The following is a 25,867-nucleotide window of genomic DNA, read 5'->3' as shown; positions in this document are numbered from 1 at the left end:
TACATGGCTACAATTGGAGATCAATTAGCTGCACCAGAGGCAGGATGGAAGCGATATGATAACACTTATCCGTCTATTGCATATAACGGAACATGGGCGAAAAGAACAGGATATGCAGGTAGTTATGAATTAACAGATACCTACACCTCAACAGCAGGAGACACAGCAACGTTTGACTTTGTAGGAACAAAAATCCGTATCATATCTTTTTTCTGGAACAACTTCACGGCAGATGCGAAAATCACGATTGATGGGGTCGCCCATACATTTAGTGAAAGAAGTACTTCAAGTACTTCAAATACTCCACAAGTCATCGTATTTGAAAAAATGGGATTGTCTGAAGGCAAGCACCGTGTTGAGCTGAAATTGAATTCTGGGACAGATTATCTTGGAATTGATGCCATTGATATAGATGATACAGGATCTATTGAATTTCCTATCGGGGGGCAATTAACTGCACCAGCTCAAGGGTGGAAAAGGTATGACGACGGTAATCCAGCTATAAAGTACTTTGGAACTTTCGTAAGAGAATCAAATCAAAGCTTTTATGGAGGAGCCTCCAACTATGCAACAAGTGCAGATTTTAAGATTAAATTTAATTTTATTGGCACTAAAATCAGAATAATAGGTAACATGTACCAAAATAAATTCCCTAATGTTCCAATAACGATTGATGGTACCACTGAAACATTCAGTCAGTATGGGGATTTAAAGTTTCAAGCATTACAGTACGAAAAGATAGGGTTAGAGAATAAAATGCATACTGTAGAGATTACAGTTCCTTCATATGCAGGAAGTATTGGTTTTGACCCAAATAACGTGAACGTGAAGAACATACAGATTGATGCCATTGATATTGATGCCGATGGTAGGATTCTCCACCCTGATGAAGTAGTAGATGTAAAAGATTTAACTGTAGGAAAACGTATTCGTTTTAACTACTTGGCACCTGCTGGTACGTTTGGAACCATATCTATCGGAAAAGAAATGGCAGGACTTCTTCCCAATGCTCCTGCAACAAGTGCAAATGGTGATGGGTATTTCATCATGTACGGTACAAATCACAAGGGTGATAAGTTGCTGATGGCTGACCGCAATATCCAAACCATTCCATGGGATGCCTTAAATACAGCAGGGATTGCAAGTGGAAGCGGACTGCCAATTAAAAACCTTCACACCATTCCAGGATTGTCTGGGTATTCTTCTGCAGCGTGTAAAGTATCTGCTTCAACAGAGTATGACACAGCAAATTATCATGCATGGAAGGCTTTTGACGGATCAGAGTCAACGTACTGGACAAGTACTGCTGCTACTGAAACAACAGAAGAGATTTTAAAGATCGAGTATTCAACACCAACAAAAATTACTTCGTATTATCTATATGCCATATATAGTCCGAAAAAATGGTTCTTCGAAGCTTCTAACGACGGAACTTCTTGGGATATCTTGCATAATGGAAATGAAGTATCAAGCTGGCACGGTCTTAAAAAGACCTTCTCATTCAAAAATGATAAAACTTATACACAATATCGCATCAGAATATCAGAACGTTACGTATGGAACGGACTTTATTATGTGGGCTTTTATACTGTCCAATTGTTCACATCCTCTGATAGAGAAATAGCATTGCGACTACCGACAGGCGGAGTAAACTCATCGGATAAAGACAACGAATGGGATAAGTACATTACCGATGACCAGATCTGGAATAATGTAAATCACGGTTCATGGACCAGTACGACCGATCAATCCAATTCAAAGGCCCGTGTGATTCGAGGTTATAACGGTCTCAAAAACTGGACATCTGGTTCAACAGATCTAACAACTCCAGGCCGAGGCTTCCGTCCGGCTCTGCTGATTGAGTCATTCAACAATAATCGATTTCTCATACTAGACGGTACAGACGTGAAAACATACACTCCTTCCGGCTGGGAAACCGTCGGTGCTGCTCCCCCTACAGACGATATGTTTCAAAATAAAGGCATGCTCGACCTCTCTACATGCGCCCCATACTTGAAAGATTTAACAGAAAAATCCAACCTCAAAATTCTTGTTTCGAAACCTAAAAGAGAGCCCACGGTTGCTCACCTTACTGGAGTTCCTGTACCAAAGATCATAAAAATGAAAAATGATGTAAGCTTTCTCAACACATCAAAAATCAACTCTTTAACCTTATCAGGTACAGAGAAAGGCGTCCTAAGAGTTGCAATAAGTACAGACAGTGGAACAACATGGGAAGCAAAACAAAAGAATGGCTCGTGGACAACTGTTGATATTACTAACACCATTGATTTCAAAGCAAAAGCAATGACAATAGACGATTTCAACAACATTTCTGAATGGGACGAAAAGATCGGCCAAGCTAAAAACTTAAGATGCGCATTCTACTTCGAACAGTCATCATCCACTGATGAAACAAGCCTAGACTCCCTTACCATGGATGTAGACTTACTAGATTCGTGGGACATGGCGATGCCCGGAGTCGATTACAAATACGGGTATAACCGAAATACCAATCTGCGAGTCCTCTTATTCTCAGATGGAGATTACAAAATAAACGTAGGCTCTGGCGGTAGCAGTGGCTCCCCGATCACCGAAGTAGATGGAGGTACATTCTAATGACACTACCAATTAAACTAAAACGCGGTTTAAAAGCCAATCTCCCCTTCGCTGCATCAGCGGGGGAGCCTCTTTTTACAACCGATACCCATGAACTTTTTGTCGGAACAGGTGAAAGTGTAGTCCCAATCACAGCATCTGATCCCGCTCTTGCAAATCGAGTAGAAGAACTTGAAATGCACAGAAGTACTGTCTCCAGCACCTTCTCTGAAGAATTTGATACATTAACTTATGTCGACTCTGAAAAGACAACAGCTGGAGTTGTACAGGGAAGAGTAACTCCTACGGTTACCCCTGACTTTACCGAAGACTTCAGCACCACGAACTACTTTGACGACGTAAATTCTATGGGAGTCACGGTAGATACAACTAACCGTCTAATCAGAAATTCATCTGGGATTAAAAACGGTATTTTTTATTCAAAACCGATTACTATCCCAAGTACAAACAAAGTAACCATTAACGCTGTAGTTAACGAACCCAGCACATACGCTTTCTCAGAAGCTACTCGCTTTTCCTATTCTGGAAGTATCTTTTCACAGCCAATGGGATTTACAGACCGCACGAATCGTACTTGGAAGGTCGCACTTGTAAACGGTACAGGGATTCATGCAAGAGTAACAAATCCTGATGGCAGTCTGTCTTTCGAGAGAACGATCCTGCCCTTTACTGGAACTACCCATACTCTTCCTTTCCAATCGATAGATTACGTCGTAGACTATAACAATCGTGTCTGGTTCTCTATTTCACATTCATCACTAGACGGTGCAGTCGGTGTTGTAAATAGCGACGGCTCCACCTTCAGGGATTGGTATTCCATTTATTTGGGCGCTGGAACAGTTATTGCAACATCACTGACTCTAGATAATCAGAATAGGGTATGGGTCTTTCATTCAGTTTCTTCTTATACGAGATTCCATGTTTTTAATAGTGATGGTCTTTTAGTTACTGATTTGATTAATATTCTTTCAACAGGTCCAACGGATTACTTGTGCTCAACCTATGACCCAGTAAGAAACCAAGTTGCTCTAGGTATGGTAAACGGAAATTATTTCAAAGTATTTCTTTTCGACAGTTCATTTCGGAACGTTCGAAATATACAACTAGCACACGGAGGAAAAGACATCTCGATTGACATGATGTATGACCCCGCCTTAGATAAGTACATCGCCATACAAACTATTTATACGGGCAGTACTAATTCCTATACAGTTAAACTGTATTCCCTTCACCCAGAAACGCTTGTTCAGTCCACTTCAGCGATAAACATCAACGCCAATTGGGTTTCCAGACTTATCGCTGACGGCCCCAATTACCACTTTGTTTACTCCTCATATGCAGAGCTAAACAAATACTATCTCGCTACCTTCAAAGCTTCCGACTTATCCATCATCGATACTTCAGTAACCGTTTCGGCCTTTGCAGGCAAGCATTTCCCCTTCAAAGACAGCAACGGAGTCCTACGAACACTGTCGTTAACCTCCAGGTACGACACTAACCAAGCCATCGATGAGTACACCTTCGGAGCGTCCAAATCCACTGTGACTTTAGAGGTAACCAACAACAACGGACTAGAGTGGCTCAATGCTATACCAGGAGAAGAAATTACATTCCCAACCCTCTCTAGCTCCCTGCTTTTACGAGCCAGACTAGACTCGCCAACTATAAATCTAACTCCTGAATTGTATGGTTATCGTATAGTTACAGGAACTCTTTCAGGGGAAGTCATCCAAGAGTTTGTAAGCACCAAGCTCCCTTCCGTATCTCCCATTGCCCATGCCTCGCTTACCGCTGACCAAACCCTTCAAGAAGGCTCGATAGACTGGTATCTGTCCAACGACGGCGGCGCTACTTGGGAATCAGCAGTCCTCGGACGCAAACATTCCTTTAAGAACCCTCTTTATGCTGATTTACGGGTAAAAGCAGTCATTACCTCGCCTTCTGGCTCCGTGAAATCCCCTGCCATCTCTGGTTATACCCTGACCAGCTCCAACCTGTTACTTAATCCAGCTAAAACAGGCACAAGCCTAACCGCCACCATGTCCGCCGACCAGATCTTAAACGCAGCTGACACCTTCACTAAAATCAATTTCAATACAACCACCCACGACGCCCTCCAAGAGTTCGATAAAAACCAAAGCCGCTTTGTTGCAAAAGCACTTGGCGACTACTTAATCGTTGGCTCAGCACGAATCAAAAGCCCAACCACCTCACCAAATGGTCTACAACTAGAAGTACGAATCAATGGTGAACTCCATAAAGTACTCAGCAGCATCGTCTCCTATTCCAACCATTCCTGGTGTTTAAACGGTTCAAGCATCGTTCAGCTAAAGCCCGGCGACTACGTAGAGCTTTTCGGCTACTCTTTTTTTGCCAACAGCGTCATAGAAGCCCTCCCCGCTTATACTTACTTCCAAATTAAGCAGTTATGGTAAAAGACAAGCTCTCAAACCACCGTGAGAAATTCCCCAAACTGTCTACTCTATATATAGACCTCACAAGAGAAAGCAGGTGAATAAACGGATGATCCAAACACTACTCAACTCTTCCACTCTCCCCTTGGTAGTATCCAGTGTACTGACCGCAATCGTTACGTATCTGGTTGCTCGCCACAACAACAAGAAAGAGTTGATGATAACAGACAGGCAACAAATCTCGCAGGAGAACCAGCAAATTCGCCAGGAGCTTCGTCAGGAAATGGACAAGCTTCGGGAAGAACTCCATGTTTGGCGCAACCGTTGCATGGAGCTTGAAACCATCGTACAGGAGTGGCGAGATAAATACACGACACTGGTAGTAGAGAGGCAACAGCTGGAGTTTCGTGTAAAAGAACTGGAAACCGAACTCAAAACCTACATGCAAGCAAGGATTTCCTAGATGTTGCCGATCCAGCCGTACCTCCTCCACAAGTCATCATCCACGAAAGTGACACCTACCTGCCTTTGGGCGAAATCTCGCCTCGCGAATTAACTCCCTCACAAATGAATGACGGCTGGATGTTTTCCCCGAAGTACGCCCCGCTCTACTAGCAAAAGGAGGATCAACCTTTGATTGACATTGACCAATTCATTCACAGCCTGAGTCTGCTTACTTTTATGGCGATCTTGATTGAAGCCGTAACCGAAATTTTAAAGAATGCCTTCCCCGTACTAAAAGACCGCTTCACTTATATCCTCTCTATCCTCATTGGCATTTCGCTCTCCCTCGCTTTACAAGTCAACCCCTTTGGTCTTGAGGGCAGCGGCTACTACGTTTCTGCCGTGCTGGCTGGTATCCTCACCAGCCGCGGGGCGAACTACCTCAACAGCTTTGTGAAAAAGCTGAATACATCCTCGAAACAATAATCTCCTCTTTGTCCGCACAAAAAGGCACCTGGCCTGATGCAACCATCTTACGCATCAGGCAGGTGCCTCTTCTCTTTTTCTCTTGCTTCTCTCTATACTTCCTCTATCAACCGCGCCAACAGCGTAGCGCGCGTCGATATTTCTCCCAGTTCGATCCATTCATCCGGCGAGTGGGCGTAGCCACCCTTTACACCAAGTCCATCCAGCGTCGGGACTCCGCAAGCAGCAGCGAAATTGCCATCGCTGACTCCACCTGTCCCCGACTCTTCCAAAGCCATCCCTAGTTCATTGATGCTAATCGATTGTGCAAGGGAAAATAATTTGCCTGTCTCTTCGGTTCGTTCCATCGGTGGTCGGCGAATGCCTCCCTTTACACTGATGTTTGTACCGACGAGCACTGGCGTGAGCTCGCTCATTACCTTCTCAATGCGTAATGCCTCTTCCATCGAGATAAATCTCACGTCTACTTCTGCTTCTGCTGAGTCGGCTACGACATTGGAGCCAATACCGCCCTTGATGACGCCCACATTGACGGTCGTTCCTTTTTCATAATCGGTCAAGGCATGCAGAAATTGCACTTGTCTCGCCAGCTCTTCAATAGCAGAGACACCTTTTTGATGATCGACGCCCGCGTGTGAGGAAATTCCGCTGACTGCCAAGGTAAAATGGGCGCTTCCCTTCCGCCATGTTTTGAGTGCGCCGCTCGGTTCGGTCGGCGGCTCCAACACAAAGCTCGCCACCGAACGCGCGGCTTCTTCTTCTACCAGTCGGCGAGAAGTCGGGCTGCCGATCTCCTCATCACTGTTTAATAAGAGCACGATTTTTTTATCTGCTGGCAGGCGATCCAGCTTTACCAATGCCCGCATGGCAAACATTGCTTGCAAAACGCCCGCTTTCATATCGTATACGCCCGGCCCGTACGCTTTCTCATCCCGGATCGCAAACGGTCGGCGAGCCGCCTCTCCTTCTAGCCATACGGTATCGTAATGGCCGATGATGAGGATTTGTTTTTCCCCGTTGCCTAGCGTACAACGCACCTGATCGCCATACGTCTTATTCGGGATTAGCTCTGCTACTCCCCCTGTCAGCCGTTGAAACTGCAGAGCGAACCAGCCCGCCATCCGGTCGCCCAGCTGTTTGTCACGAGAAGGCGAGTCCATGTTGACTGCCTCCTCGAGTAGCTGTAGATAGTGGGGCATATTCTCTTGTACATAAGTGTGGATTGACATAGTGCCTCTTCCTTAGTGAGATTGTGAATTGAGTCCGAACAGGCGCTCTAGTCCGTACACTTTTTCCAACAAGACGATGAACACCAGACTCAGCAGGATGACCACCGAGGAAATCGAAGCCACCAACGGGTCAAGTGTTTCCTGCATATAGGTGAAAATCGCGAGTGGCAGCGTCGTCGTATCCGGTGCCACCAAGAACAAAGAAACCGTCACATTGTCAAACGACGTCAAGAACGAAAAGATCATCCCCGACACGATAGCCGGACGCAACAGTGGCAACGTAATATCCCAGAACACCCGAAACGGATGGGCACCCAGCATGTATCCCGCTTTTTCCAACGTATAATCGAACGAGCTAAGCCCTGTGAGCACCAGCCTAACGACATACGGAATCGAGATCAGCATGTGCGCCAGCAAAAGTCCTGTAAACGTCCCCGCGATACCAATTCGCGTGAAAAACAGCAGCGCGGAAATCCCGATAATCAGCGAAGGAACGGTAAGTGGTGAAAGCATCAGTGCGTTGATGATGCCGCTCCCACGAAACTTGTATTTGGACAGCGCGAATGCAGCCAATGTCCCTAAAAAAGTCGCCAAAATCGCCGTTATCGTAGCTAGCTTCAGACTGATCCACAACGAATCGATGAACTCCGGCCGATCCAAAATCATTTCATACCACTGCCACGAAAATCCTTCGGGCGGAAAAGCGAGGTATCCGGCTGCCGTAAAGGAGCTCGGGATGATGACCAGAAATGGCAGATTGACCAAAACAAGCACAAAGAACGTGATGAGTCCAAGTACGTTTATTTTTTTCATGACGCAAACACCTCTTTATACCGCTTGGTTTCAATCAGCTTTGTATACAAAGTCACCAATAGGATGGTGCTGCCCAAGAGCAGGAAGGCAAGTGCCGCACCCAAAGGCCAGTTCAGTGTAGCCATGATTTGCTCATAGGCAATGACAGGCAAGACTTTCACGGACGTTCCCCCCATCAGGGCAGGTGTCACAAAGGCACTCATCGACAAGCTGAACACCAGTGTCGTCCCGGCAATAATCCCCGGCAAGCACAAGGGCAATGTCACACTGAAAAACGTACGTACGCGGGAAGCCCCCAAAATCGATGCTGCCTTATTCAAGGACGGATCAATGGCATACAAGCTGGTTGCAATCGCCAGAACCATGTAGGCAATGAAGGAATCCGTCAGACCGATCACAATACCCAGCTCGTTATACAAAAGCCGCAACGGTTGATCGATCAGACCCAGACTGATCAACGTCTCATTGATCCACCCTTTCTCCCCCAAAACCACTACCCAACCGAAGTTGCGAATAACCACACTGATAAGGTGAGGGGCCAGGATTAGCATCGTGACGATTCCACGCATTTTCCCTGTAGCCTGCGCCATGTACATCGCTACAGGAAATCCGAGCAAGAGGCTTACCAGAACCGTCCAGAGACTCACGCGAATCGTCCGCCAAAGAATCTCCAAGTAGTACGGATCTTGTATAAATAATGAATAATTGTGCAAAGAGAACGCCTGATTCTCATCCTGAAAGCTGAGCAAAAGCATCATCAGCATGGGGAGGATGAATACGCCAAGCAGCAAAATCATCGCAGGTGCTGTCAACAATGTAACCGAGAGACGCTTGCTCATCCGTCATCCCCTTCCCGCGGGCATGACCAGTACGTCGTCCGCGTTCCATTGACAGTAAACCGTTTGACCTTCTTGGCGGTCCACCGAACTATCGGTCATTTGGACTTTTGCCGAAAGCGTATGCTCCCCGACCTTGACCTCACATTCTGTGTACGAGCCCAGGAAGGAGGCAAGCTGCAAATGTCCTTTTACCCGATTCGCTTCCTCACTGACTATTGTATCGGTCAGCTTGATTTTCTCTGGTCGGATAAAAATGATCACTTTTTCATGGAGTGCCACGGTTCGCTGTTGCTTTGCCGCCTTTACGAGCATCCCACCAGTCGTCCGCAGCGTGAGTACATCCCCGTCCATTCCGATGACTTCCCCTTCCAAACGGTTCGTCTTACCGATGAAAGTATGCACGAATTCAGATGCGGGCTGATTGTAAATCTCCAGCGGTGTACCGATTTGCTCCACAAATCCGTGATTCATGACCACGATGCGATCAGAGAGTGCTAGCGCCTCTTCTTGGTCATGGGTAACGAAAATGGTTGTAACCCCAATTTCGTGATGTAAGCGCTTTAACTCATCGCGCAGCTCTTCACGAAGTTTGGCATCCAGGTTACTGAGCGGCTCATCCAAAAGCAGGAGAGACGGTTCAATAACAAGCGCCCGTGCAATCGCAATCCGCTGGCGTTGTCCGCCGGAGAGTTGTTTCGGATAGCGGTCTGCTACATTTGGCAGCTTGACCAGCCCAAGTACACGATTCACACGCTCTTGCATTTCTTGCTTGTTCACTTTGCGCAATTTCAAGCCGTAGGCGATGTTTTCCGCTACGGTCATATGAGGGAACAATGAGTACGTCTGAAACACCATGCCCAGCTCCCGTTTGTACGGAGGCACGCCATTCATTCGCTGCCCTTTGATCAACAGGTCCCCGCCATCCGGGTCCAAAAAACCGGCAATCATATTCAAGGTCGTGGTCTTACCGCAACCAGATGGGCCGAGGAATGAAATGAATTCGCCTTGCTCCACCTGCAGGTTGAAGTTTTGAACCACGACATTGCTTTGAAATTTTTTCATGATGCCGCGCAGTTCAACATCAATCACCTTGGTCACGTAAATACCTACTTTCCTGTTTTAGGTGCGATTTCTTTGTTAAAGCGATCCAGCCAAGCAGATGTTTCCTTGCTCACTACGCTATAGTCGAAGTTGACAACCTTTGTACGATCGAATTCCAATGTTTTCGCTACATCGTCCGGCAGCTTCACAGATGTTGCCGGATTGTAGTACAGCTTCGTTGCGTACATCGTTTGAATTTCATCCGTCAAAAGGAAATCAACGAATGCTTTTGCCGCTTTTGGACTCTTCGAACCTTTTACCAGCGTAGCTACGTTCGGTACGATGTTTCCGCCCTCTTCAGGGAAAACGAACTCCAATGGTACGCCTGCCTCTTTTTGTGTCAAGCTACGCGCCATTGTCCAAGTAGTGTAGGCTGCGCTCTTGTTTTGCAGATTTTGCTGAAGCTGTGCTGCACTCTTCGCAAAGGTCGGCATGTATCCTGCAATCGTTTCCATTTTTTTAAAACCTTGTTCGATGTCTTTCTCAGACCCGCCATTTGCGTACGCCAACATGATCATTGCAGAGCGTCCGAAGTTGCTCGCTACGTCTGTCATCGTGATGTAGCCTTTCACTTCAGGCTTGGCCAGGTCATTCCAGGACTTCGGTACAGGCAAGCCTTTTTCTTTTACCAGGTCCGCATTGTAGGAAATCCCCATCGGTGTGAAGTTTACAACTACACCGCTATCCTCCGTCACTCGCAAATCTTGCGGTACGTTTTTCATGTTCGGGATATCTGTTGCGGATACCGTTTCCCACAAGCCTTCTTGACGTCCCTTCTCTTGTTCGCCGCCTTCAACGATTGTCAGGTCGATTTGCGGAGCATTTTTCTGTGCCTTAACCTTCGCTACGATCTCCGTAGAAACACCAGAAACATAGGTCAGCTTTACATTCGGATACTTCTCGTTAAACTTCTTGAACACTTCATCCTTCATCATCTTTTCAACGGTCGCGCCGTTCCCTGCTACTACCAGTGTGTCTTCCAGCTGAGCTTGTGCCTCGGTGCCGCTATTGTTGCCAGCAGCCGGTGAAGGAGCAGATGTTTGCGGCGTGGAGGAGCCACATCCAGCCAGCAAGGAACCAGTCAAAGCGAAAATGGACAAGACGGATAATGCCTTTTTCTTCATGTAAGTTCGACCCCCGATTGTCTGTATTGTTCACAAATAGAGAACGGCGTTTCCTATTTGGGAACGATAATGTTATACTAGCACAAAGATACTGACTATTCAAGGTAGTCGTACTAGAAGCATCATTGCCCCAATTACAGGCTTGCCAGCATTCTTTCTAATGGTAAAATTACTTCAATCGAGACTCTTCTTTTAGAGGGGCTACTGTACGTTAAAGGAGACGTTTGTATGGACCAAGTATTGTCTTCTGTTCGAAATGGCTGTCGGCTGTTAAAAATATTTCTCGATTCGCCAAAGGAACTCGGGGTAACCGAGCTCAGCAAAAAACTCCAGCTGTCCAAGGGAGCCGTTCACAAGCTCCTGTCCACGCTGGAGTCTGAAGGCTTTATCCGCCAAAATGAAAAAACCAAGCAGTATACGCTTGGCTACACGCTTTTGGAGCTGGGCACTAAGGTGCTCACGAATCACGATATCGTTGATTTTTCCAAGCCGTTCTTAGAACAGCTTGTCTCACGGACAAACGAATTGGCGGTCTTATGTGTACAAGATTCCAAGGACGCGATTTATGTAGCCAAAGAGGATTCGCTTCATCCCATTCGCTTTACCGTAGAATCCTTCCGGCGTTTTCCTCTTTACTCTACTTCCGCTGCTAGGGTTTTGCTTGCCTATCAGCCAGAGGAGTTTCAGGATGAGATTTTGCAGGAACATCCACTGAAAAGTTACACACCTCATTCGTACACGTCGGTTGAGGAAATCAAAGAGGACTTGGTGACAATCCGCAAGCGAGGCTATGAAATCAGCTCGAATCGACGCAATACAGGTGTGACCGGAATCGCTGCCCCGATTTTTGATTCAACTGGACACGTCACTGCATCCGTCAGTGTCATCGGTCCCTCCGACCGCGTAATGCCAAAACAAGAAGAGATTTTACAAGAAACGCTAGCGACGGTACGTGCGATGTCGGCTCAGTTAGGGTATCGAATGTCTTGAAGCTAGATTGAGTTGCCATGAAAAAACCTCCTGTTTATCAGTCTGCTCTGATGACAGGAGGTTTCTGTTTATGCTATCTCACCCAGCTTCTGCTGTATATGAAAGTCCTCAACGGACAGTGGACTCCTGCGCATCCTCTGCTGTTCAATACCAGGCCGTAGCGGCGAGACGAGATAGACCAGCTCATGATTCCTTGGGAATTCAAGCTGATTGCTGCAAATCTCAATTCATTGGGAGAGTAGCGAATAAAGCTACTGGCAATATATGAAGTTCCGAAGTTACCCTTACGTCACGAATTATTAGCTTTGTCCTCTTCATGAAAGTGCTCCATGAGCATCTTTTGCAAGACATTCACCTCCCTACCGCATCTTTACTAAAAACACAGAAGACATTATCGATACACTCGACATGTCTTCTGTGTTTTTAGTGTTATGCAATTAATTTTAATCGTTACACTAAACGTCAGATAAAATAAATACTAATTATTAATCGCGAATCCGCTCTGAAGTGTGTCCTGTAATTTTTTGTACATCATCTTCGTATTCAAATGCAATACTTCCACCTAAAGGAATTGAGACAGAACCTGACCAATGTATTTTGTACTGTGTATGCAGATAATGGCTAAATACATCATATCTCTCTCCGCACCAAGAAGAGCCCTCAGGTTCTACATCGACTTTCATGTAGCCTCTAATATTTTTTATATACTGTCTTTTATTATTATTTAAACTAGGGAAGTTCACGTTAAATGCGTAACCACCTGCGTCCCGCAAATCTGCTTTACTATCGGTCTTACTATCAGAGTACCACTCATTAATAGGCTCTCCATACTTATCATATTCACCGTTGAATCCATATAAACGATATTTCAGAGAAAAATCCTCAGTCCCAGGCATTAGTCGAGCATTTTCGCTAACACCAATGGCAAGGATATCATCATAAAGATCTGCTTCTGTAAAGCCATATGTAGAACTATTATCTGCAAATTCGAAACGTGCTGAAGCTTGTGCGTCCCAGTCCACTTCGTCATATATAAACCATGTCTCTAAAGTTATATAATCATGACGATCTTCAATATCGTGCCCTAGTGTCGAAATTAGACCTGATTCTGCATCTTTTTCTTTCTCTTCGTTGGTCTCTTGGTTTTCAGTTACCTTTATATCAAACTCTTTTTTTGTAAGTTGCTCGACTGCGACTTTACCATTTGGCTCTTTTGTTAGCTCATAGTATTCTTCTTTTTTACTAACTACTGGTTTTTCCATAGATAAATAATCTTGAACAAATCCATCCTCTATCAAATCCTCTATATGTTGATCAGAGAATTTAAAGATTTCCTTTAGTTTTTTCATTTCAGCTTGACTCAAATTGTCGTTGGATTTTGCCAAAATCGTAGTAGTATCCATATAAAATATGGATGCAAGCAACATTGCCGATATGGACACTTTTGCTTTTTTTAACATTTCTTACACTCCTTGTTATATAATTAAAAGAAAACGAAAAGGTGAGGTTACATTGAAATTTGGTAAAAAATACTTTTTCTCTACATTAATTGCTGCATTAGTAGTAACTAATGTCTTAACTATTTGGGGATTGGTAAAAAGCAGAAGTCATTTAGAACTTTACCAAGAGCGCATTGATGTTGATTTTCAAAGAAGTTTAAAGTCTATCGCTACATCATTAAGTCAAAGCACTGATTGGGATACAAAATTTAAATTAGCGCTTTCCCATGCGAGTAAAGTTCAAATCCTTGTTGATAGTACATCATTTACTGTAGGTACAACTGAAGAAGCCAAGAACGTACTTAGTTACGGATACATGCTTGAAAACTACTTTCAAAATTCTCAACATGCAACGATCGATAACAATCCCCAAGAATTGGAGGAGTTTATAAAATGTGTCGAAGCTTTATCAGCTAACCCCTCAGATAGTGAATCTGCAAAAAGACTAATTTCACTTATGAAATAGATAGAATTGCACCTCCAATACAAAATTTGATAATCCCCTCAGCAACACCCCTTATATTTGTAATTTTCCACGGGATGACCTTGAACCGACCGATCAGCTGAAATACTTTGCTATTCCAACCTGTTACCAAGGTCCGTCTAATGAGTAGTCATTTTCTTTCAATGGCACCAGTAGTATCCTCTGGATACTAGATACCGGTAATTACCTGCTGTCCAAACTCCACATACTCTGAAATGTCAGCAAAGCCAATTTTCATGTACTCGGCCACAATTCGCTGCTCACTCATTCCCAGCTCACTGTCGTTGCTTATTTCTATCGCTTGATCTCTGCCTGAATCTGAGGTTTCCTCAAATTCTCCCACCCGATGGCATAAGCTGTTATCTTACTGTAGCCGACAGCCATTGTAGCTCTAGTAGTATTAAAGTCTCGAAGGTACTCCATAACAAAAAAGCCTCTGCTTTTCAGTCAGAGACCCGTCTTCGTTCTCAACTACTGCTGGAGGATCGATGCTTTCCATTACCTGAAACATTCCGTTTGTTTTGATAAGTCATGGTGGCTTTTGTTTTCGAGCCTGTTACTGAGAACCATCTTAAGACACTTGTTTGATGCAGATGTCCATCACAACTAGATATACAGCATCAGTTCCAATTACTTGACTCTGACCACTCAAAGTCATCTTCCGTTAGACTTTCATTTTCCGGGACACTGTTGAGAAAGGATTTAATTGCATCTTCTAAAGCTTCATCAGCAGTATTTCCAAAACCAACAATCCAATCTGATGATCCGTCAGTACGCGATTTAAAAGCAACATCTACCTGACCCGTGAATCCGCCTTTGCTGCTTTCTTTGATCTTTACCTTCAGCTTGGGAAAATGGAAGGAACACATGTACCCAAACGTCATACTCTCCCACAACTTTATTAATCTGTGTTAATCTCGAATCACTTACACTGATTTGCCAAGTGTAATGACCTAGATCATCAGCAATGATAAGCACTTTATGGGTGAATATCAGGTAAGATTCTTTTAATCAAGTTCTTGATTTGAGGCACCATCTTGTGTAGTGGATTTTCAACTTTCATCCAAAAATCAAGATGTATGTCTGATATAAGGTCAAATTCTTTGCTCAATCCGTTCACCTATTTTACACTCAATATAGTTATGTTAAATTTTTCATCTTGAGGAGTAACGGTCTCGTTTGTTTTTCGTCCTACTAATTGTGAATCGTATTACGTGTAAACAGAAAGGAAATGACACCCTATGAGAAAAACATATTTGCTGCTTTCTTCTTTGTTATTCTGTGCTTTGCTTGTTCCTGACGCGCATGCAGCTTCACAGCAAGGAACAGTTGCGCCTGTTCCTCCCCAAGTAATTGTTCCAACAAGCATCAAGGATAAACAAGGAAATACCCTTGAAAAATCAATGGCCTATGTGAAAACGTTACAAGTGAAAAACGGAAAGTTAATCGTTTCGCTTGACTATGTTCAATGGTTTTTCGGTGAGGCAGCAGTAAAAGCTTATCGCCAAGATCATCCATTGGAAAAAGAGGACTATCCAATGCCATATTACATTCGTAATAGCAATCTTAAAATTAGAACGTTTGAAGTTTCTCCGAAGGCTTCGTTTACTCTTCAAACCAACTCTACACAAAAAGATGGGAATTTCCATTGGAATGAAGCAGTAAACGCCGATACTTTTAAAAAGTTTGTGCTTTCCAAGGGGATTCCTTATCAGATACCGTTCCACGTTGAAGTAAAGAATGGAGTCATCACAAAAGTTACAGAACAGTACGTCCCTTAATTATTTGCAGCACTCCCTTTTTGGGATGCTGCTTTTCATTTTTTGCTTTTATCACAAAGCTGCACTCCGTTTCTTCCGTGAATAGCCTCTTATTACCACTCGTTCCATTCAACTCAACGTGTGGTTTGTTAAATCAACTGTTCATCCTTTTGCAGGATTCCCCAACAAACTGTAGTATTCGCTTGTTTAAAGGAGTTGATCTAATGACTGAGGTAAAGAAGATCGCTTATAAGAAATTAATTCATCAAGCTTTCCTAGACCTAAAAAACAGTGGTACTTTTGACGAGGCTACCTTTTATAGAAATTTCCGTATAGCCCATGCTTTCCCTAATCTCTCAGAGTTTATCGTTATAGATTTTGTTGGCTTCAATGAAGATGAATTTTGGGCTAGAGTCGACGCATTAGCCTCTCAATTTGATTTGCACCATTACAGAAAAATCTTCGATGAAGCCGTTATGGAAAAGTAAATTCCCAAGATTTCTTGTCTTTTCATTGGAATGATCATTTTGCTTATCACACCGATTAATTAAAAAAATTCATTTATGACAGAGCATCCCGCCAGCCAAACATTAAAGGACTATATAAAACGGCACTCAAATCATGCTGAGTGCCGTGGTGATTTTAAAATTACTAGCCCATATCCTTGTGCAAATAAGGCTCCCATGCACGTTTTAACAGACGAATGCCCTCCTCAATCTCCTCGATGGTCTGCCCCCCGAACCCAAACTGAAAGGCCGGCAGTCCATTTTCTTGCGGATGGACCCATTTATGTGCGGTTGGATAGACACGAACGCCTGATGCAGCCGCGATTTGCGTCAACTGTTGCGAACTGCTCTCACTTTTCACTTCTACCGTCACAGACAGCCCGGCATCCTGACCCTTAATCCGGATGTACGCCCCAAAGTGTTCCTGTAAGCACTGAAGCAGTGCCCCATGCTTTTTGCGGTAAAGCGTCCGCATCCTGCGAATATGCCGCTCCCAATCGCCATTTTTCATGAACAGGGCCAGCGTCTCCTGATGAATACGCGATGCCGACTGGTCAAAGTCAGCCATTTTCTCCTGATACACCGCCAATAACGCATGCGGCAAAACCATATAGCTAATGCGAATCGACGGCAGCAACGCCTTGGAAAACGTCCCCAGATAAATAACGCGTCCCTGTGTATCCAGCCCTTGAAGCGAAGGAATCGGCTTGCCATGATAGCGAAACTCACCATCGTAGTCATCCTCCATGATGTAGCTCCCCGTCTGATTCGCCCAGTGTAGCAGCTTTAGCCGTTTGGCATACGGCATGACAATTCCAGACGGGTCCTGATGAGACGGGGTTATATAAACCAGTTGCGCTCCACTCTCACTGAGCGCTTCCAAATCGATTCCATCCTCCGCCAGCTTGATCGGGCGCACATCATAGCCCAAATGGGAAAACACGACACGAACACCGTGATAGCCCGGCTCTTCCATCGCAACAGCCTGTCCCCGCGTCCCGAATAAGAACCCCAATAAGCTGATCATCACCTGCGTCCCCGCACCGATCACAATTTGTTCTGGCGTAGCTTGCACACCCCGAGCACGTCCGAGATAGCGTGCGAGCTCCTCCCGCAGCTGCGGCTCGCCTTGTCCGTCGCCGTAGTAGAGCACTTGCTTATTTTCTTCCTGCATGCACTGGTTGGTGTACTTGCGCCAACGGTCAAAAGGAAAATGCTCGGCATCAACGCGCGCTTGGTGAAAATTATATTGGATCGGAACTGCTGAGGACGTAGGCAGAGAGGGTTGGACGTAAGCTGTTTTAGCTGCTTGCTGCCCTTTCCCTATAGGTGCAGGTATAGGCCCATCCCAGTCCACATCGACTACATAAAATCCGCTGCGCTCCCGACTCTCGATGTAGCCTTCTGCCATGAGCTGGTGATAGGCACTCTCGACAGTCGTTTTACTCACCTGCAAAAATCCGCTCAATGCCCGAACAGAAGGCAGACGCGTCCCGGAGATTAAGCGCCTCCCTTGGATTTCTGTACAAAAATAGCGATAAAGCTGTAAATAGAGAGGCTCGCTCCCTTCTACAAAGCGGGGACTAATATCTAGCAAGCCACATCCTCCTCGCTGAATAAATGAAAAACCGACGGGAGCAAAAATCCCCATCGGTACTCACGTTTCTATTACACCAATATTACGCCAAATACGCCTCTCTTATCTGCGGATTCATCAATAATGTCTGGGCATCGTCTTGCAAAATAATTTCGCCCGTCTGAATCACATAACCGCGATGGGCGACAGACAGCGCTTGATTCGCATTTTGTTCAACCAAGAGAATCGTCATGCCTTCCTTGTTCAGCTCCGTAACGATGTCAAAAATCTGCTCCACCAAAATCGGCGCCAATCCCATCGATGGTTCATCGAGCATGAGAATTTTTGGCTTCATCATCAGTCCACGAGCAATCGCCAGCATTTGCTGCTCGCCCCCGGACATCGTGCCACCTTTTTGATTGACCCGTTCCTTCAGACGTGGAAAGTAAGCAAAGGCACGCTCGATTCCTTCTTCAATCACCTTTTTATCGGATACACTAAAGGCACCCATCTCCAAATTCTCGCGTACGGTCAGCTTTGGAAAAATGCGGCGGCCTTCCGGAACGTGGGCGATTCCTGCTAAGGCAATATCATGTGTACGCAGCTGCGTAATGTCTTTGCCATTAAAGATGACTTTTCCTTCTTTGGCCCGAGTCTGCCCACAAATCGTTTTCAACGTGGTCGATTTACCTGCCCCGTTGGAACCGATCAGCGTCACCACTTCACCTTCATTTACCGTTATACTCAATCCTTTTAATGCGTGGATGCCGCCGTAATACGTATGAACGTTAGTCAGCTCTAGCAATGCCATCGATTTTCCTCCTTCTACGACACGTCCGACGCACTTTTTCCGAGATAGGCCTCAATGACGTTAGGGTTGTTGCGGATTTGTTCGGGTGTTCCTTCTGCAATTTTTCTCCCGTAATCCAGCACGTGAATGTATTCGCTTAGTCCCATGACCAGCTTCATATCATGCTCGATCAAGATAATCGTCAAATCGAGCTCTTTTTTCAGCCGACGAATAAAATCCGTCATCTCAACCGTTTCGCGAGGGTTCATCCCTGCCGCTGGTTCATCGAGCAAAATGATTTGTGGATTTGTCGCCATCGCCCGGGCAATTTCCAAGCGTCGTTGCAGTCCGTAAGGCAGACTCCCAGCCGCTTCATTGGCAATATGCGCGATCCCGACATACTCCATGAGCTGATAAGCCTCAACGCGCGTCCGCTCTTCCTCCTGGCGTACACGTTTGGAGTTGAACAAGATTCCGAGAATTCCAGCGGATAAACGGCTATGCACACCCACCATGACATTTTCCAATGCCGTCATTTCCTTGAACAGACGAATGTTTTGAAAGGTGCGGGTGATACCGCGACTCGCGATCTGATCAGGACGAAGCTTCTTGATGCTTTTGCCATTCAGAAGAATTTCTCCCTCGTCTGGCTCGTAAAATCCGGTAATCATATTGAAAAAAGTCGTTTTTCCAGCCCCATTCGGACCGATGACCGCCGTAATGCTTCCTTTTTCGATGTCAATCGAGACGTCTTGATTGGCTACCAAGCCACCAAAGCGCTTCGTTAAATTTTTTGCCTCTAACAATGCCATGCTCATTTCCCTCCTCGTCCGCTACGACTGTTTTCCAGAAGTCAATTGGGACAGTCTGCCGAGAATCCCCAGCTTTTCTTTGCCAAACTCACTCTTTTTGATCGCATCGAGATCGTTTTTCTTCCGTTTGGCCGGAATCAATCCGTTAGGGCGATACAAGGCAACGAGAATGAGCATAATTCCGAAAATGAGTCGCTGGAACTTGGATGGGTCCAGCTGGTTCGGCAAACTGATGATTCCCGAATTTTGCAGACCGTGCAGGAAGTTGGAGAATTCTTTTAACAGCTGTACCTGCAAGATCGTGACAAAAGCGGCACCGAGCACAACCCCTGGAATGCTGCCACTACCACCCAGAATAACCATGACCAATATCCCGATCGATTCCATCAGCGTAAAGGAAGTCGGATCGATAAACGTCTGCTTGGCTGCAAAGATAACACCCACGACACCAGCGAAGGAGGCACCCAATGCGAATGCAGCCAGCTTGGTATTCAACAGGGAAATCCCCATAGACTGGGCAGCCAGCTCATCCTCGCGCACCGCAATCCATGCACGTCCCAAACGGGAATGTTCAAAGCGTATATTCGCCAAAACGATAAAGGCAATCACAAACAACACAATGAAGTAAAAGTAAAATGGCGTCCCCATTTTGATCCCAAACAGCTCAGGAGACGGAATCGGCGTGATTCCCTGCGGACCGTTGGTGATGTTGATGGGCTTGTCCAGGTTATTGAAAACAATGCGAATGATTTCACCAAAGCCCAAAGTCACGATTGCGAGGTAATCGCCTTTTACTCTGAGAACTGGCAATCCTAGCAATATTCCGAAAACAGCAGCCACAATCAAGCCAACTATAAGAAATGGCCAAAACCACTCACCGGAGAGCGGGAACAGATTCCCTGCAATAAACTCATTCGCTTGCGAGGTCGAGAAAATCGCATACGCATAAGCCCCAGCAGCAAAAAACGCAACGTAACCCAAGTCAAGCAGACCAGCAAAGCCTACTACGATATTCAAGCCCAGAGCCATCGCTACGTAGATGCCTACCTGTGAAGCTACTTCCATGTAGTATCGGTTTTCACCTGCTACCAATGGAATGATCAGGAGGAGAACAATAGCCCCAATCGTCATTTTGATCGATTTGGAGGTATTGGTGTAATAGACAAGCACAATGGAAGAAAGAATGCCGAGAAACGCAATGACTGATTTATCCATCAAGTACAATGCAGCCGAAAAGGCTACAATCCAAATCAACGTGAATACGAGCGGAATGCCTTTGAACGATTTCCAAGCGAAATTTGCCATTTATTTCACCTACACTTTCTCTTTTACAGCTTCGCCAAACAGTCCTTCTGGCTTGAAGAGAAGCACGAGAATTAAAATACTGAACGCAAACACGTCTTTGTACTCTGCACCAAAGGCACCGTTGGTCAACGGCCCCATAAAGGCACCGGACAAGGATTCAAGAAGACCGAGGAGTACGCCACCGATCATCGCACCACGCAGATTCCCAATCCCGCCGAGTACGGCAGCTGTAAATGCTTTTAGACCGAGGATAAAACCGATATACGGATCGATCGTCCCATAGTTTTGGGCAAACAGAACGCCTGTCGCGCCACCCAGGCTGGAGCCAATCAAAAACGTAAGCATGATTACTTTGTTTACATTTATGGTCATCAGCGAAGCCGTACTCTGGTCCTGTGCGACGGCGCGCATGGCGATTCCCCACTTTGTTTTATTCACAAACAACGTCAATGCAATCATCATGACGATCGCAATTACAATCACGATCAAGCCTTTTGTTGGAATCGTAGCAATACTTCCTAATGGAATCGATCCTGTAAAAAGAGCGGGACTGTTCAGATAAAACTCATTGCGAGCCAGTGCTTCTGTAAAACGTACGAGGTCTTGCAGCAAAAATGATACGCCAATCGCCGAAATCAACGGCACAAGACGAGGTGCTCCGCGCAATGGTCGATAGGCAATCCTCTCAATCCCTACCCCCAAAGCACCAGTTAATACCATGGCAATTATGAGTGTTATGAAAAGTGCGACAAATGGATTCATACCTTCAAGTGCCCCTAGTGCATCAGAGATCAATAATACCTCTGTACCGATAAAGGCTCCGACCATGAAAATGTCTCCATGGGCAAAGTTGATAATTTCTAAAATCCCGTAAACCATTGTGTAGCCCAAAGCCACGACTGCGTACATAAATCCAAGTGTCAATCCGTCAACCAACACCTGAGGCAAAATATTGATCATGCTTTCCCATCCCTCATTTCCCTTGTAGACTTGTACAAATTTTCTGCATTCGTTTCGTTGACTGGACTTATTTTCTCGTGGAAAAGGGGCCAACACCGGCGTGCAGCCCCCTATCCTGGTATGAGGCATGGGAGTGTGTGCGCGTTGTGTGGTGTGATTACTCGGCCTTGCCTACGAAAATGGATTTGTCCTTGTCAAACTTGTAAATGAATACATCTGCATTTGTGTTGTCACCTTTTTCATCAAAGGTAACCTTGGTGAATTGACCCTGAAAATCTTTGGTTTTGTGGACTGCATCGAGGACTTGCTCGCGGGTTGGTTTTTTGCCTCCGTTCGCTTTGGCAGCTTCCAAGACACCATTGAGGATGACGTTCATGGAGTCGAAACCATAGACGGAATAGGTTTCCAGAGGCTTGTTTGTGGCTTTCTTGTACTCTTCAGCCCATTTCTTGCCCTCTTCGGTTTGCGTTACGTCTCCAGCTACTGACGTAAAGACTACTCCTTCGACGGCATTACCGGCTATTTTTATCATATCAGAAGAATCCAAGCCGTCGCCACCCATAAAATAACCCTTAAATCCTTTTTCACGAGCTTGCTTGATCAAAATTCCACCTTCTGGATAAAGACCGCCAAAAAAGATGATGTCCGGGTTTTTCACCGTTACCTGGTTAAGTACCGCGCTATAGTCCTTTTCGCCCTGGGTAATGCCCTCAAAGCCAAGGATTTGAACCCCGTCCTTTTCGAATTGCATCTTCACTTGATCACTCAGACCTTGGCCGTATGCTGTCTTATCATGGATAATATAGGCCGTTTTTACACCAAGTGTATTTTTTGCATATAGAGCAGCCTTTGGTCCTTGTGCATCATCGCGAGCACAGATTCGATGAACGGTTTTCTTGCCTTCCTCCGTGAGCTTTACGCCTGTGTTTGCCGGGGATACCATGACCAGCTTGCCTTCCTCGTACTTTACAGACGATGGAATCGCAACCCCTGTGTTATAATGCCCAACTACACCGTACACATCGGGATCAGAGATGAGCATCTCCGCATTGGATACCCCGATTTTCGGGTCGCCTTGATCATCCTGAGGGAAAAGCTGGAGATCAAAGCCAAGTGCTTTAAACTCTTCCTTGCGCTGTTCGAGAGCGTAACCCGCTCCTGTCTTAATCGCATCACCGATAGCAGAATTGCTCCCGGACAGAGGGGATTGTGTGGCAATTTTGATGAGGCCACCCTCGGTCGTTCCTCCACCACTGTTTCCTGGAGCTGGCTGACTTTGCCCCCCGCTTGCGTTACTTCCGCCGCTTGAATTACCGTTTCCTGCGCAACCTGTTAATGCCATACTCGCAGCCAATACCGCAGATAAAACCCCCACATAAGAACGCTTTTTCATTAAGAATGAATCCCCCTTTTATCATTCTTTTTTCTTGTTACCCAGTCCATCTACCTTGCTAGCCAGGTTGCGACTTTCAAAAACGATGACTCTTTGGGGATAAAGATAGATGAGGCTTGGTTGTTTTTATTTTAAAATAAATCTGATAATTTACAAGAAGTAAAATATATTTTATATTCATATATCATTTATTTACAAACAAAAAAATAAACACTCCCTCAAGGTAGAGGAAGTGCCGGAACGACGATTTGCCCACTCTTCACGTCGACAATGCCTGTTGCCGTTAGACGTGCATAGGGCAAGTGGGTAGCCGTAAAAAACAAAATCGAATAAATCGGATCGAGATGGACATGTCCTTTGGAACGAAGCTGATTTACCAAATTTTCACCCATGCTGATTACTTCTTCCATCGGTGCAGACGCGAATTTTCCAGCAAGAGGCAATGGGCATTCGCAAATAATTTTTCCTTTATCGATCAGGACGACTCCACCTTTTATTTCCCGAATACGTTCCAGTGCTTGTGCCATCGTTTGGGGATCGCGTCCGATTACGATCCAATCCCCAGAGGCTGAATAGGTGCTGGCCAGCCCTTCGAGATGCTCACCGAAGCCATGAAGCACTGCCATTGTTCGATTGCCTCCAGTCGCATCAATAATAGCGATCATTGCCAACTGCGGATCATGCTGCAAGGATACGTATCCATCCTGATCAACGGGCATGTTCTCCATCGACAGCCGGGTTATAACGGCATTCAGCATCTGTAGCACAGGTACCTTGCCGTCCTCATCTGGGCGCAAACGGAACCAATCGGGATGTGCCTGTTTTTTCAATGGATCTGTCAAACGTAACGAAGCTTCCTCCCATTGTGGCTGAACGGTTGGGACGAGCAGGTTTCCTTTTTCTGCTACTCGTTGTCCGTTCGCAATCACGATGGATGGAGTCGGTTGATCCATTGCCGTCAACAACAGCATATCCGCGATTCGACCCGGCGCAATTCCTCCGATCTCCGCGTCCAGCCCATAATAGACAGCCGGGTTCAGCGTCGCCATGACATACGCTTCCTCTGGCGGCATCCCCGCTTCCATGGCCACACGGATCGTACTATCCATGAACCCGTCACGATGCATCGGGGGCGTGCTTCCATCCGATGTCAGCATCATTCGTGAAGACCACGGCACCCCCAACTCCAGCCAGCCCTTCACCAGCTCCGGCAGATCAGGACGAATAGAGGAATGGCGCAGTGTCGCATACATGCCTAAACGGATACGCGACAGCAAATCGGCTGCGGTGATAGCCTCGTGACAAGCTGTTATGCCGGATGCTGCGGCAATGTTCAATGTCTCGTAAGAAGCTCCCGGATGATGCCCCTCCATCCTTTTGCCCAAGTCCCGCGTATGCTTCAAACCAAAAAGCAGCGTCTCATCCTCTTGCAAAACGCCGCCCCAATTTGTCAACTCCCCACCCTGGATCACGCGTGGATGTTCCAGCATTCGCGCCAAATTGTCCTTCGTGAACGACGGATGAGCTTTCCCTGTCTGCGGATCGAGTCTACCCCAGAAAAATTGCTTCACGGGATGTGCTGCCAAAGAATCCATGATCGCTGCCGTTTGCGAAAAGGGCAGATGCATGAGCATTAACGTGTCCGACACCATTCCAGTCGTCCCCGTTTGCAAAGCAAAGTCAGCCAACGTGTAAGGGTTATACCATTGAAACGGATGCGCGTGAGGCTCGATGTAACCCGGCACGAGATATTGCCCAGCCGCCTCCATGATTACGGTCTGGTCATCGACCAGCGGCTCTTTTTCTCCTACATAAGCTATACGTTCTCCTGCCACTACGACGTGATGCTCTTGCCATTCTTTTGTGTACACATTTAGAACGCTTGCGCCTTTTATCCAGAGGCTTGCCGGTGCTTGACGTCTGCTCACGCGAATCATGTTCAAGTAATCACGATCTGATAGGGCTCGTACACGCATCATTTCTTCTCTCCTCGCTGGTCTCCCGATGTTTTTCCAAAATGAACGGTCGTTCATCGCTCTCTACACCTTCTCCGCCCATCATTCATTCCCCTGCAAGCTTGATGATGGTAGTAACAATTCCCACGGGTGTCTTGTCGCCCTTTATTACACACTAGGGAATAGACGTAATAGCGACAGGAGGACAACTCTCATGCATAAAAACGTAGGTAGAACTGATGCCATGATTCGAATAACTGGCGGTCTGTTGGGCTTGGCGTACGGCATCGGAAGAATGAGCCGTCGCCCATCCAACACTCCATGGCTGCTCATGGCTTTTTCAGCAATGAAAGTAGCAGAAGGAGCTACTCGCTTTTGTCCGATGTACGCAGCGATGGGCATCAATACGAAAAAGGGAAATGGCATTCAAGGCATGATGGATCAGCTCAAGAAAAAAGGCGTACAGATGGCAGTCAACCAGTTTACCCGCTCCATGAATATTGCCCCCATCAAAGACTCGAACACCGGCCAAGACGACGAGAGCAACACTTCAGCCACAACGAATAAAGCAAACATACAGTATTCTGCAAGCCCACAATTATCGAGGAACCAGGAAAAACATTCAATCAACAATCAACAAAACATGAAGCTTACTCCCGAGGATCAACTTCTCGAAAAAGCGGCAAGAGAGATCATTTCATTTCGCTCCCAGGAAAATAACAACAGCAACACTCGCTACCCCACGTACACGTAAGGAGAGGAGGCACC

26 protein-coding genes are annotated in these 25,867 nt (G+C 45.9%); 10 read left to right on the top strand and 16 right to left on the bottom strand.

Annotation, left to right across the window (positions count from 1 at the left end; genetic code table 11):
• Nucleotides 1-3: 3 nt before the first annotated feature.
• The 4 genes from FO446_RS03605 (at nucleotide 4) to FO446_RS03590 (ending at nucleotide 5,963) form a co-directional block, all read left to right on the top strand.
• Nucleotides 4-2,619 carry a hypothetical protein gene (locus tag FO446_RS03605; protein WP_237899914.1) on the top strand — a complete coding sequence of 872 codons (2,616 nt, stop codon included), beginning with the start codon at nucleotides 4-6 and terminating at the stop codon, nucleotides 2,617-2,619.
• Nucleotides 2,619-5,054, top strand: coding sequence for a hyaluronate lyase N-terminal domain-containing protein (locus FO446_RS03600; RefSeq protein ID WP_232774462.1), 2,436 nt, complete (start codon nucleotides 2,619-2,621; stop codon nucleotides 5,052-5,054). The genes FO446_RS03605 and FO446_RS03600 overlap by 1 nt, the downstream gene beginning before the upstream one ends.
• 88 nt (nucleotides 5,055-5,142) lie before the next feature.
• Nucleotides 5,143-5,496 (top strand): hypothetical protein, encoded by a 354-nt coding sequence (locus tag FO446_RS03595; protein WP_047072301.1) that lies wholly within the window; start codon nucleotides 5,143-5,145, stop codon nucleotides 5,494-5,496.
• A gap of 170 nt (nucleotides 5,497-5,666) precedes the next feature.
• Nucleotides 5,667-5,963: a hypothetical protein gene (locus FO446_RS03590; RefSeq protein WP_237899913.1), complete on the top strand. Its 297-nt coding sequence runs from the start codon at nucleotides 5,667-5,669 to the stop codon at nucleotides 5,961-5,963.
• Between the two features lie 92 nt (nucleotides 5,964-6,055).
• Here the strand turns inward: FO446_RS03590 and FO446_RS03585 are convergent, their stop codons facing one another.
• The 5 genes from FO446_RS03585 to FO446_RS03565 are packed head-to-tail and all read right to left on the bottom strand — an operon-like array spanning nucleotide 6,056 to nucleotide 11,069.
• Nucleotides 6,056-7,192, bottom strand: coding sequence for a M20 family metallopeptidase (locus FO446_RS03585; RefSeq protein WP_173610660.1), 1,137 nt, complete (start codon nucleotides 7,190-7,192; stop codon nucleotides 6,056-6,058).
• A gap of 12 nt (nucleotides 7,193-7,204) precedes the next feature.
• On the bottom strand, nucleotides 7,205-8,005 hold the full coding sequence (locus tag FO446_RS03580) for an ABC transporter permease (protein ID WP_173610661.1): 801 nt from the start codon (nucleotides 8,003-8,005) through the stop codon (nucleotides 7,205-7,207).
• Nucleotides 8,002-8,844, bottom strand: coding sequence for an ABC transporter permease (locus FO446_RS03575; protein WP_173610662.1), 843 nt, complete (start codon nucleotides 8,842-8,844; stop codon nucleotides 8,002-8,004). Before FO446_RS03575 ends, FO446_RS03580 begins: the two co-directional genes overlap by 4 nt.
• Nucleotides 8,845-8,847: 3 nt before the next feature.
• Nucleotides 8,848-9,942, bottom strand: coding sequence for an ABC transporter ATP-binding protein (locus tag FO446_RS03570; protein WP_221866791.1), 1,095 nt, complete (start codon nucleotides 9,940-9,942; stop codon nucleotides 8,848-8,850).
• An 8-nt stretch (nucleotides 9,943-9,950) separates the two neighbouring features.
• Nucleotides 9,951-11,069, bottom strand: a complete 1,119-nt coding sequence (locus FO446_RS03565; RefSeq protein WP_173610664.1) for an ABC transporter substrate-binding protein — start codon at nucleotides 11,067-11,069, stop codon at nucleotides 9,951-9,953.
• A 228-nt stretch (nucleotides 11,070-11,297) separates the two neighbouring features.
• On the opposite strand from FO446_RS03565, the gene FO446_RS03560 reads away from it, so the two are divergent.
• Both FO446_RS03560 and FO446_RS03555 read left to right on the top strand, forming a co-directional pair.
• Nucleotides 11,298-12,059, top strand: coding sequence for an IclR family transcriptional regulator (locus tag FO446_RS03560; RefSeq protein WP_106785379.1), 762 nt, complete (start codon nucleotides 11,298-11,300; stop codon nucleotides 12,057-12,059).
• A gap of 70 nt (nucleotides 12,060-12,129) precedes the next feature.
• Nucleotides 12,130-12,327, top strand: coding sequence for a hypothetical protein (locus FO446_RS03555; RefSeq protein WP_237899912.1), 198 nt, complete (start codon nucleotides 12,130-12,132; stop codon nucleotides 12,325-12,327).
• 217 nt (nucleotides 12,328-12,544) lie between these two features.
• Here the strand turns inward: FO446_RS03555 and FO446_RS03550 are convergent, their stop codons facing one another.
• Nucleotides 12,545-13,519: a hypothetical protein gene (locus tag FO446_RS03550; RefSeq protein WP_237899911.1), complete on the bottom strand. Its 975-nt coding sequence runs from the start codon at nucleotides 13,517-13,519 to the stop codon at nucleotides 12,545-12,547.
• A gap of 52 nt (nucleotides 13,520-13,571) precedes the next feature.
• Here FO446_RS03550 and FO446_RS03545 point away from each other — a divergent pair, with 52 nt between their 5' ends.
• The gene (locus FO446_RS03545) at nucleotides 13,572-14,024 is read left to right on the top strand and encodes a hypothetical protein (RefSeq protein ID WP_173610667.1); all 453 of its coding nucleotides are present in this window, start codon (nucleotides 13,572-13,574) and stop codon (nucleotides 14,022-14,024) included.
• A 187-nt stretch (nucleotides 14,025-14,211) separates the two neighbouring features.
• Here the strand turns inward: FO446_RS03545 and FO446_RS03540 are convergent, their stop codons facing one another.
• The 3 genes from FO446_RS03540 to FO446_RS03535 all read right to left on the bottom strand — a co-directional run bounded on the left by FO446_RS03540 (nucleotide 14,212) and on the right by FO446_RS03535 (nucleotide 14,926).
• The gene (locus FO446_RS03540; protein WP_221866902.1) at nucleotides 14,212-14,385 is read right to left on the bottom strand and encodes a terminase small subunit; all 174 of its coding nucleotides are present in this window, start codon (nucleotides 14,383-14,385) and stop codon (nucleotides 14,212-14,214) included.
• Nucleotides 14,337-14,465: a terminase small subunit gene (locus FO446_RS29065; protein WP_173610668.1), complete on the bottom strand. Its 129-nt coding sequence runs from the start codon at nucleotides 14,463-14,465 to the stop codon at nucleotides 14,337-14,339. Before FO446_RS29065 ends, FO446_RS03540 begins: the two co-directional genes overlap by 49 nt.
• A gap of 197 nt (nucleotides 14,466-14,662) precedes the next feature.
• The gene (locus FO446_RS03535; protein WP_173610669.1) at nucleotides 14,663-14,926 is read right to left on the bottom strand and encodes a hypothetical protein; all 264 of its coding nucleotides are present in this window, start codon (nucleotides 14,924-14,926) and stop codon (nucleotides 14,663-14,665) included.
• Nucleotides 14,927-15,283: 357 nt separating this feature from the next.
• On the opposite strand from FO446_RS03535, the gene FO446_RS03530 reads away from it, so the two are divergent.
• Entirely contained in the window at nucleotides 15,284-15,823 is a 540-nt protein-coding gene (locus FO446_RS03530) for a hypothetical protein (protein ID WP_173610670.1), read from the top strand.
• A gap of 203 nt (nucleotides 15,824-16,026) precedes the next feature.
• Nucleotides 16,027-16,290: a hypothetical protein gene (locus tag FO446_RS03525; RefSeq protein ID WP_173610671.1), complete on the top strand. Its 264-nt coding sequence runs from the start codon at nucleotides 16,027-16,029 to the stop codon at nucleotides 16,288-16,290.
• A 163-nt stretch (nucleotides 16,291-16,453) separates the two neighbouring features.
• Here the strand turns inward: FO446_RS03525 and FO446_RS03520 are convergent, their stop codons facing one another.
• The 7 genes from FO446_RS03520 to FO446_RS03490 all read right to left on the bottom strand — a co-directional run bounded on the left by FO446_RS03520 (nucleotide 16,454) and on the right by FO446_RS03490 (nucleotide 25,120).
• A complete protein-coding gene (locus tag FO446_RS03520) occupies nucleotides 16,454-17,905 on the bottom strand; it encodes a MocR-like pyridoxine biosynthesis transcription factor PdxR (RefSeq protein WP_173610672.1) in 1,452 nt (483 codons plus the stop codon).
• 82 nt (nucleotides 17,906-17,987) lie between these two features.
• Complete coding sequence (locus FO446_RS03515; RefSeq protein WP_237899910.1) at nucleotides 17,988-18,695, bottom strand: ABC transporter ATP-binding protein; 708 nt, start codon at nucleotides 18,693-18,695, stop codon at nucleotides 17,988-17,990.
• Nucleotides 18,696-18,709: 14 nt separating this feature from the next.
• A complete protein-coding gene (locus FO446_RS03510; RefSeq protein WP_007717354.1) occupies nucleotides 18,710-19,486 on the bottom strand; it encodes an ABC transporter ATP-binding protein in 777 nt (258 codons plus the stop codon).
• 21 nt (nucleotides 19,487-19,507) lie between these two features.
• Complete coding sequence (locus FO446_RS03505) at nucleotides 19,508-20,791, bottom strand: branched-chain amino acid ABC transporter permease (protein ID WP_232774459.1); 1,284 nt, start codon at nucleotides 20,789-20,791, stop codon at nucleotides 19,508-19,510.
• A gap of 9 nt (nucleotides 20,792-20,800) precedes the next feature.
• Entirely contained in the window at nucleotides 20,801-21,847 is a 1,047-nt protein-coding gene (locus FO446_RS03500; protein ID WP_082910039.1) for a branched-chain amino acid ABC transporter permease, read from the bottom strand.
• Between the two features lie 61 nt (nucleotides 21,848-21,908).
• On the bottom strand, nucleotides 21,909-23,144 hold the full coding sequence (locus FO446_RS03495) for a branched-chain amino acid ABC transporter substrate-binding protein (RefSeq protein WP_173610675.1): 1,236 nt from the start codon (nucleotides 23,142-23,144) through the stop codon (nucleotides 21,909-21,911).
• A 218-nt stretch (nucleotides 23,145-23,362) separates the two neighbouring features.
• Nucleotides 23,363-25,120, bottom strand: a complete 1,758-nt coding sequence (locus FO446_RS03490) for an adenine deaminase C-terminal domain-containing protein (protein WP_237901041.1) — start codon at nucleotides 25,118-25,120, stop codon at nucleotides 23,363-23,365.
• Nucleotides 25,121-25,313: 193 nt separating this feature from the next.
• On the opposite strand from FO446_RS03490, the gene FO446_RS03485 reads away from it, so the two are divergent.
• Nucleotides 25,314-25,853, top strand: a complete 540-nt coding sequence (locus FO446_RS03485) for a YgaP family membrane protein (protein ID WP_237899909.1) — start codon at nucleotides 25,314-25,316, stop codon at nucleotides 25,851-25,853.
• The last annotated feature ends 14 nt before the right edge of the window (nucleotides 25,854-25,867 follow it).

This window comes from Brevibacillus brevis (assembly GCF_022026395.1).
GTDB lineage: Bacteria > Bacillota > Bacilli > Brevibacillales > Brevibacillaceae > Brevibacillus.
Note: the sequence above shows the minus strand (reverse complement) of the source record. Positions and strands in the feature narration are given on the sequence as shown.

Excerpts from the sequence above, each read along its gene's own strand:
- FO446_RS03510 (WP_007717354.1), bottom strand. The coding sequence starts at position 19,486 with ATGGCATTGTTAGAGGCAAAAAATTTAACGAAGCGCTTTGGTGGCTTG.
- FO446_RS03595 (WP_047072301.1), top strand. The coding sequence starts at position 5,143 with ATGATCCAAACACTACTCAACTCTTCCACTCTCCCCTTGGTAGTATCC.
- FO446_RS03515 (WP_237899910.1), bottom strand. The coding sequence starts at position 18,695 with ATGGCATTGCTAGAGCTGACTAACGTTCATACGTATTACGGCGGCATC.
- FO446_RS03555 (WP_237899912.1), top strand. The coding sequence starts at position 12,130 with ATGCTATCTCACCCAGCTTCTGCTGTATATGAAAGTCCTCAACGGACA.
- FO446_RS03565 (WP_173610664.1), bottom strand. The coding sequence starts at position 11,069 with ATGAAGAAAAAGGCATTATCCGTCTTGTCCATTTTCGCTTTGACTGGT.
- FO446_RS29065 (WP_173610668.1), bottom strand. The coding sequence starts at position 14,465 with ATGGAGTACCTTCGAGACTTTAATACTACTAGAGCTACAATGGCTGTC.
- FO446_RS03605 (WP_237899914.1), top strand. The coding sequence starts at position 4 with ATGGCTACAATTGGAGATCAATTAGCTGCACCAGAGGCAGGATGGAAG.
- FO446_RS03560 (WP_106785379.1), top strand. The coding sequence starts at position 11,298 with ATGGACCAAGTATTGTCTTCTGTTCGAAATGGCTGTCGGCTGTTAAAA.
- FO446_RS03550 (WP_237899911.1), bottom strand. The coding sequence starts at position 13,519 with ATGTTAAAAAAAGCAAAAGTGTCCATATCGGCAATGTTGCTTGCATCC.
- FO446_RS03525 (WP_173610671.1), top strand. The coding sequence starts at position 16,027 with ATGACTGAGGTAAAGAAGATCGCTTATAAGAAATTAATTCATCAAGCT.
- FO446_RS03600 (WP_232774462.1), top strand. The coding sequence starts at position 2,619 with ATGACACTACCAATTAAACTAAAACGCGGTTTAAAAGCCAATCTCCCC.
- FO446_RS03485 (WP_237899909.1), top strand. The coding sequence starts at position 25,314 with ATGCATAAAAACGTAGGTAGAACTGATGCCATGATTCGAATAACTGGC.
- FO446_RS03535 (WP_173610669.1), bottom strand. The coding sequence starts at position 14,926 with ATGACGTTTGGGTACATGTGTTCCTTCCATTTTCCCAAGCTGAAGGTA.
- FO446_RS03585 (WP_173610660.1), bottom strand. The coding sequence starts at position 7,192 with ATGTCAATCCACACTTATGTACAAGAGAATATGCCCCACTATCTACAG.
- FO446_RS03580 (WP_173610661.1), bottom strand. The coding sequence starts at position 8,005 with ATGAAAAAAATAAACGTACTTGGACTCATCACGTTCTTTGTGCTTGTT.
- FO446_RS03530 (WP_173610670.1), top strand. The coding sequence starts at position 15,284 with ATGAGAAAAACATATTTGCTGCTTTCTTCTTTGTTATTCTGTGCTTTG.
- FO446_RS03490 (WP_237901041.1), bottom strand. The coding sequence starts at position 25,120 with ATGCGTGTACGAGCCCTATCAGATCGTGATTACTTGAACATGATTCGC.
- FO446_RS03505 (WP_232774459.1), bottom strand. The coding sequence starts at position 20,791 with ATGGCAAATTTCGCTTGGAAATCGTTCAAAGGCATTCCGCTCGTATTC.
- FO446_RS03495 (WP_173610675.1), bottom strand. The coding sequence starts at position 23,144 with ATGAAAAAGCGTTCTTATGTGGGGGTTTTATCTGCGGTATTGGCTGCG.
- FO446_RS03575 (WP_173610662.1), bottom strand. The coding sequence starts at position 8,844 with ATGAGCAAGCGTCTCTCGGTTACATTGTTGACAGCACCTGCGATGATT.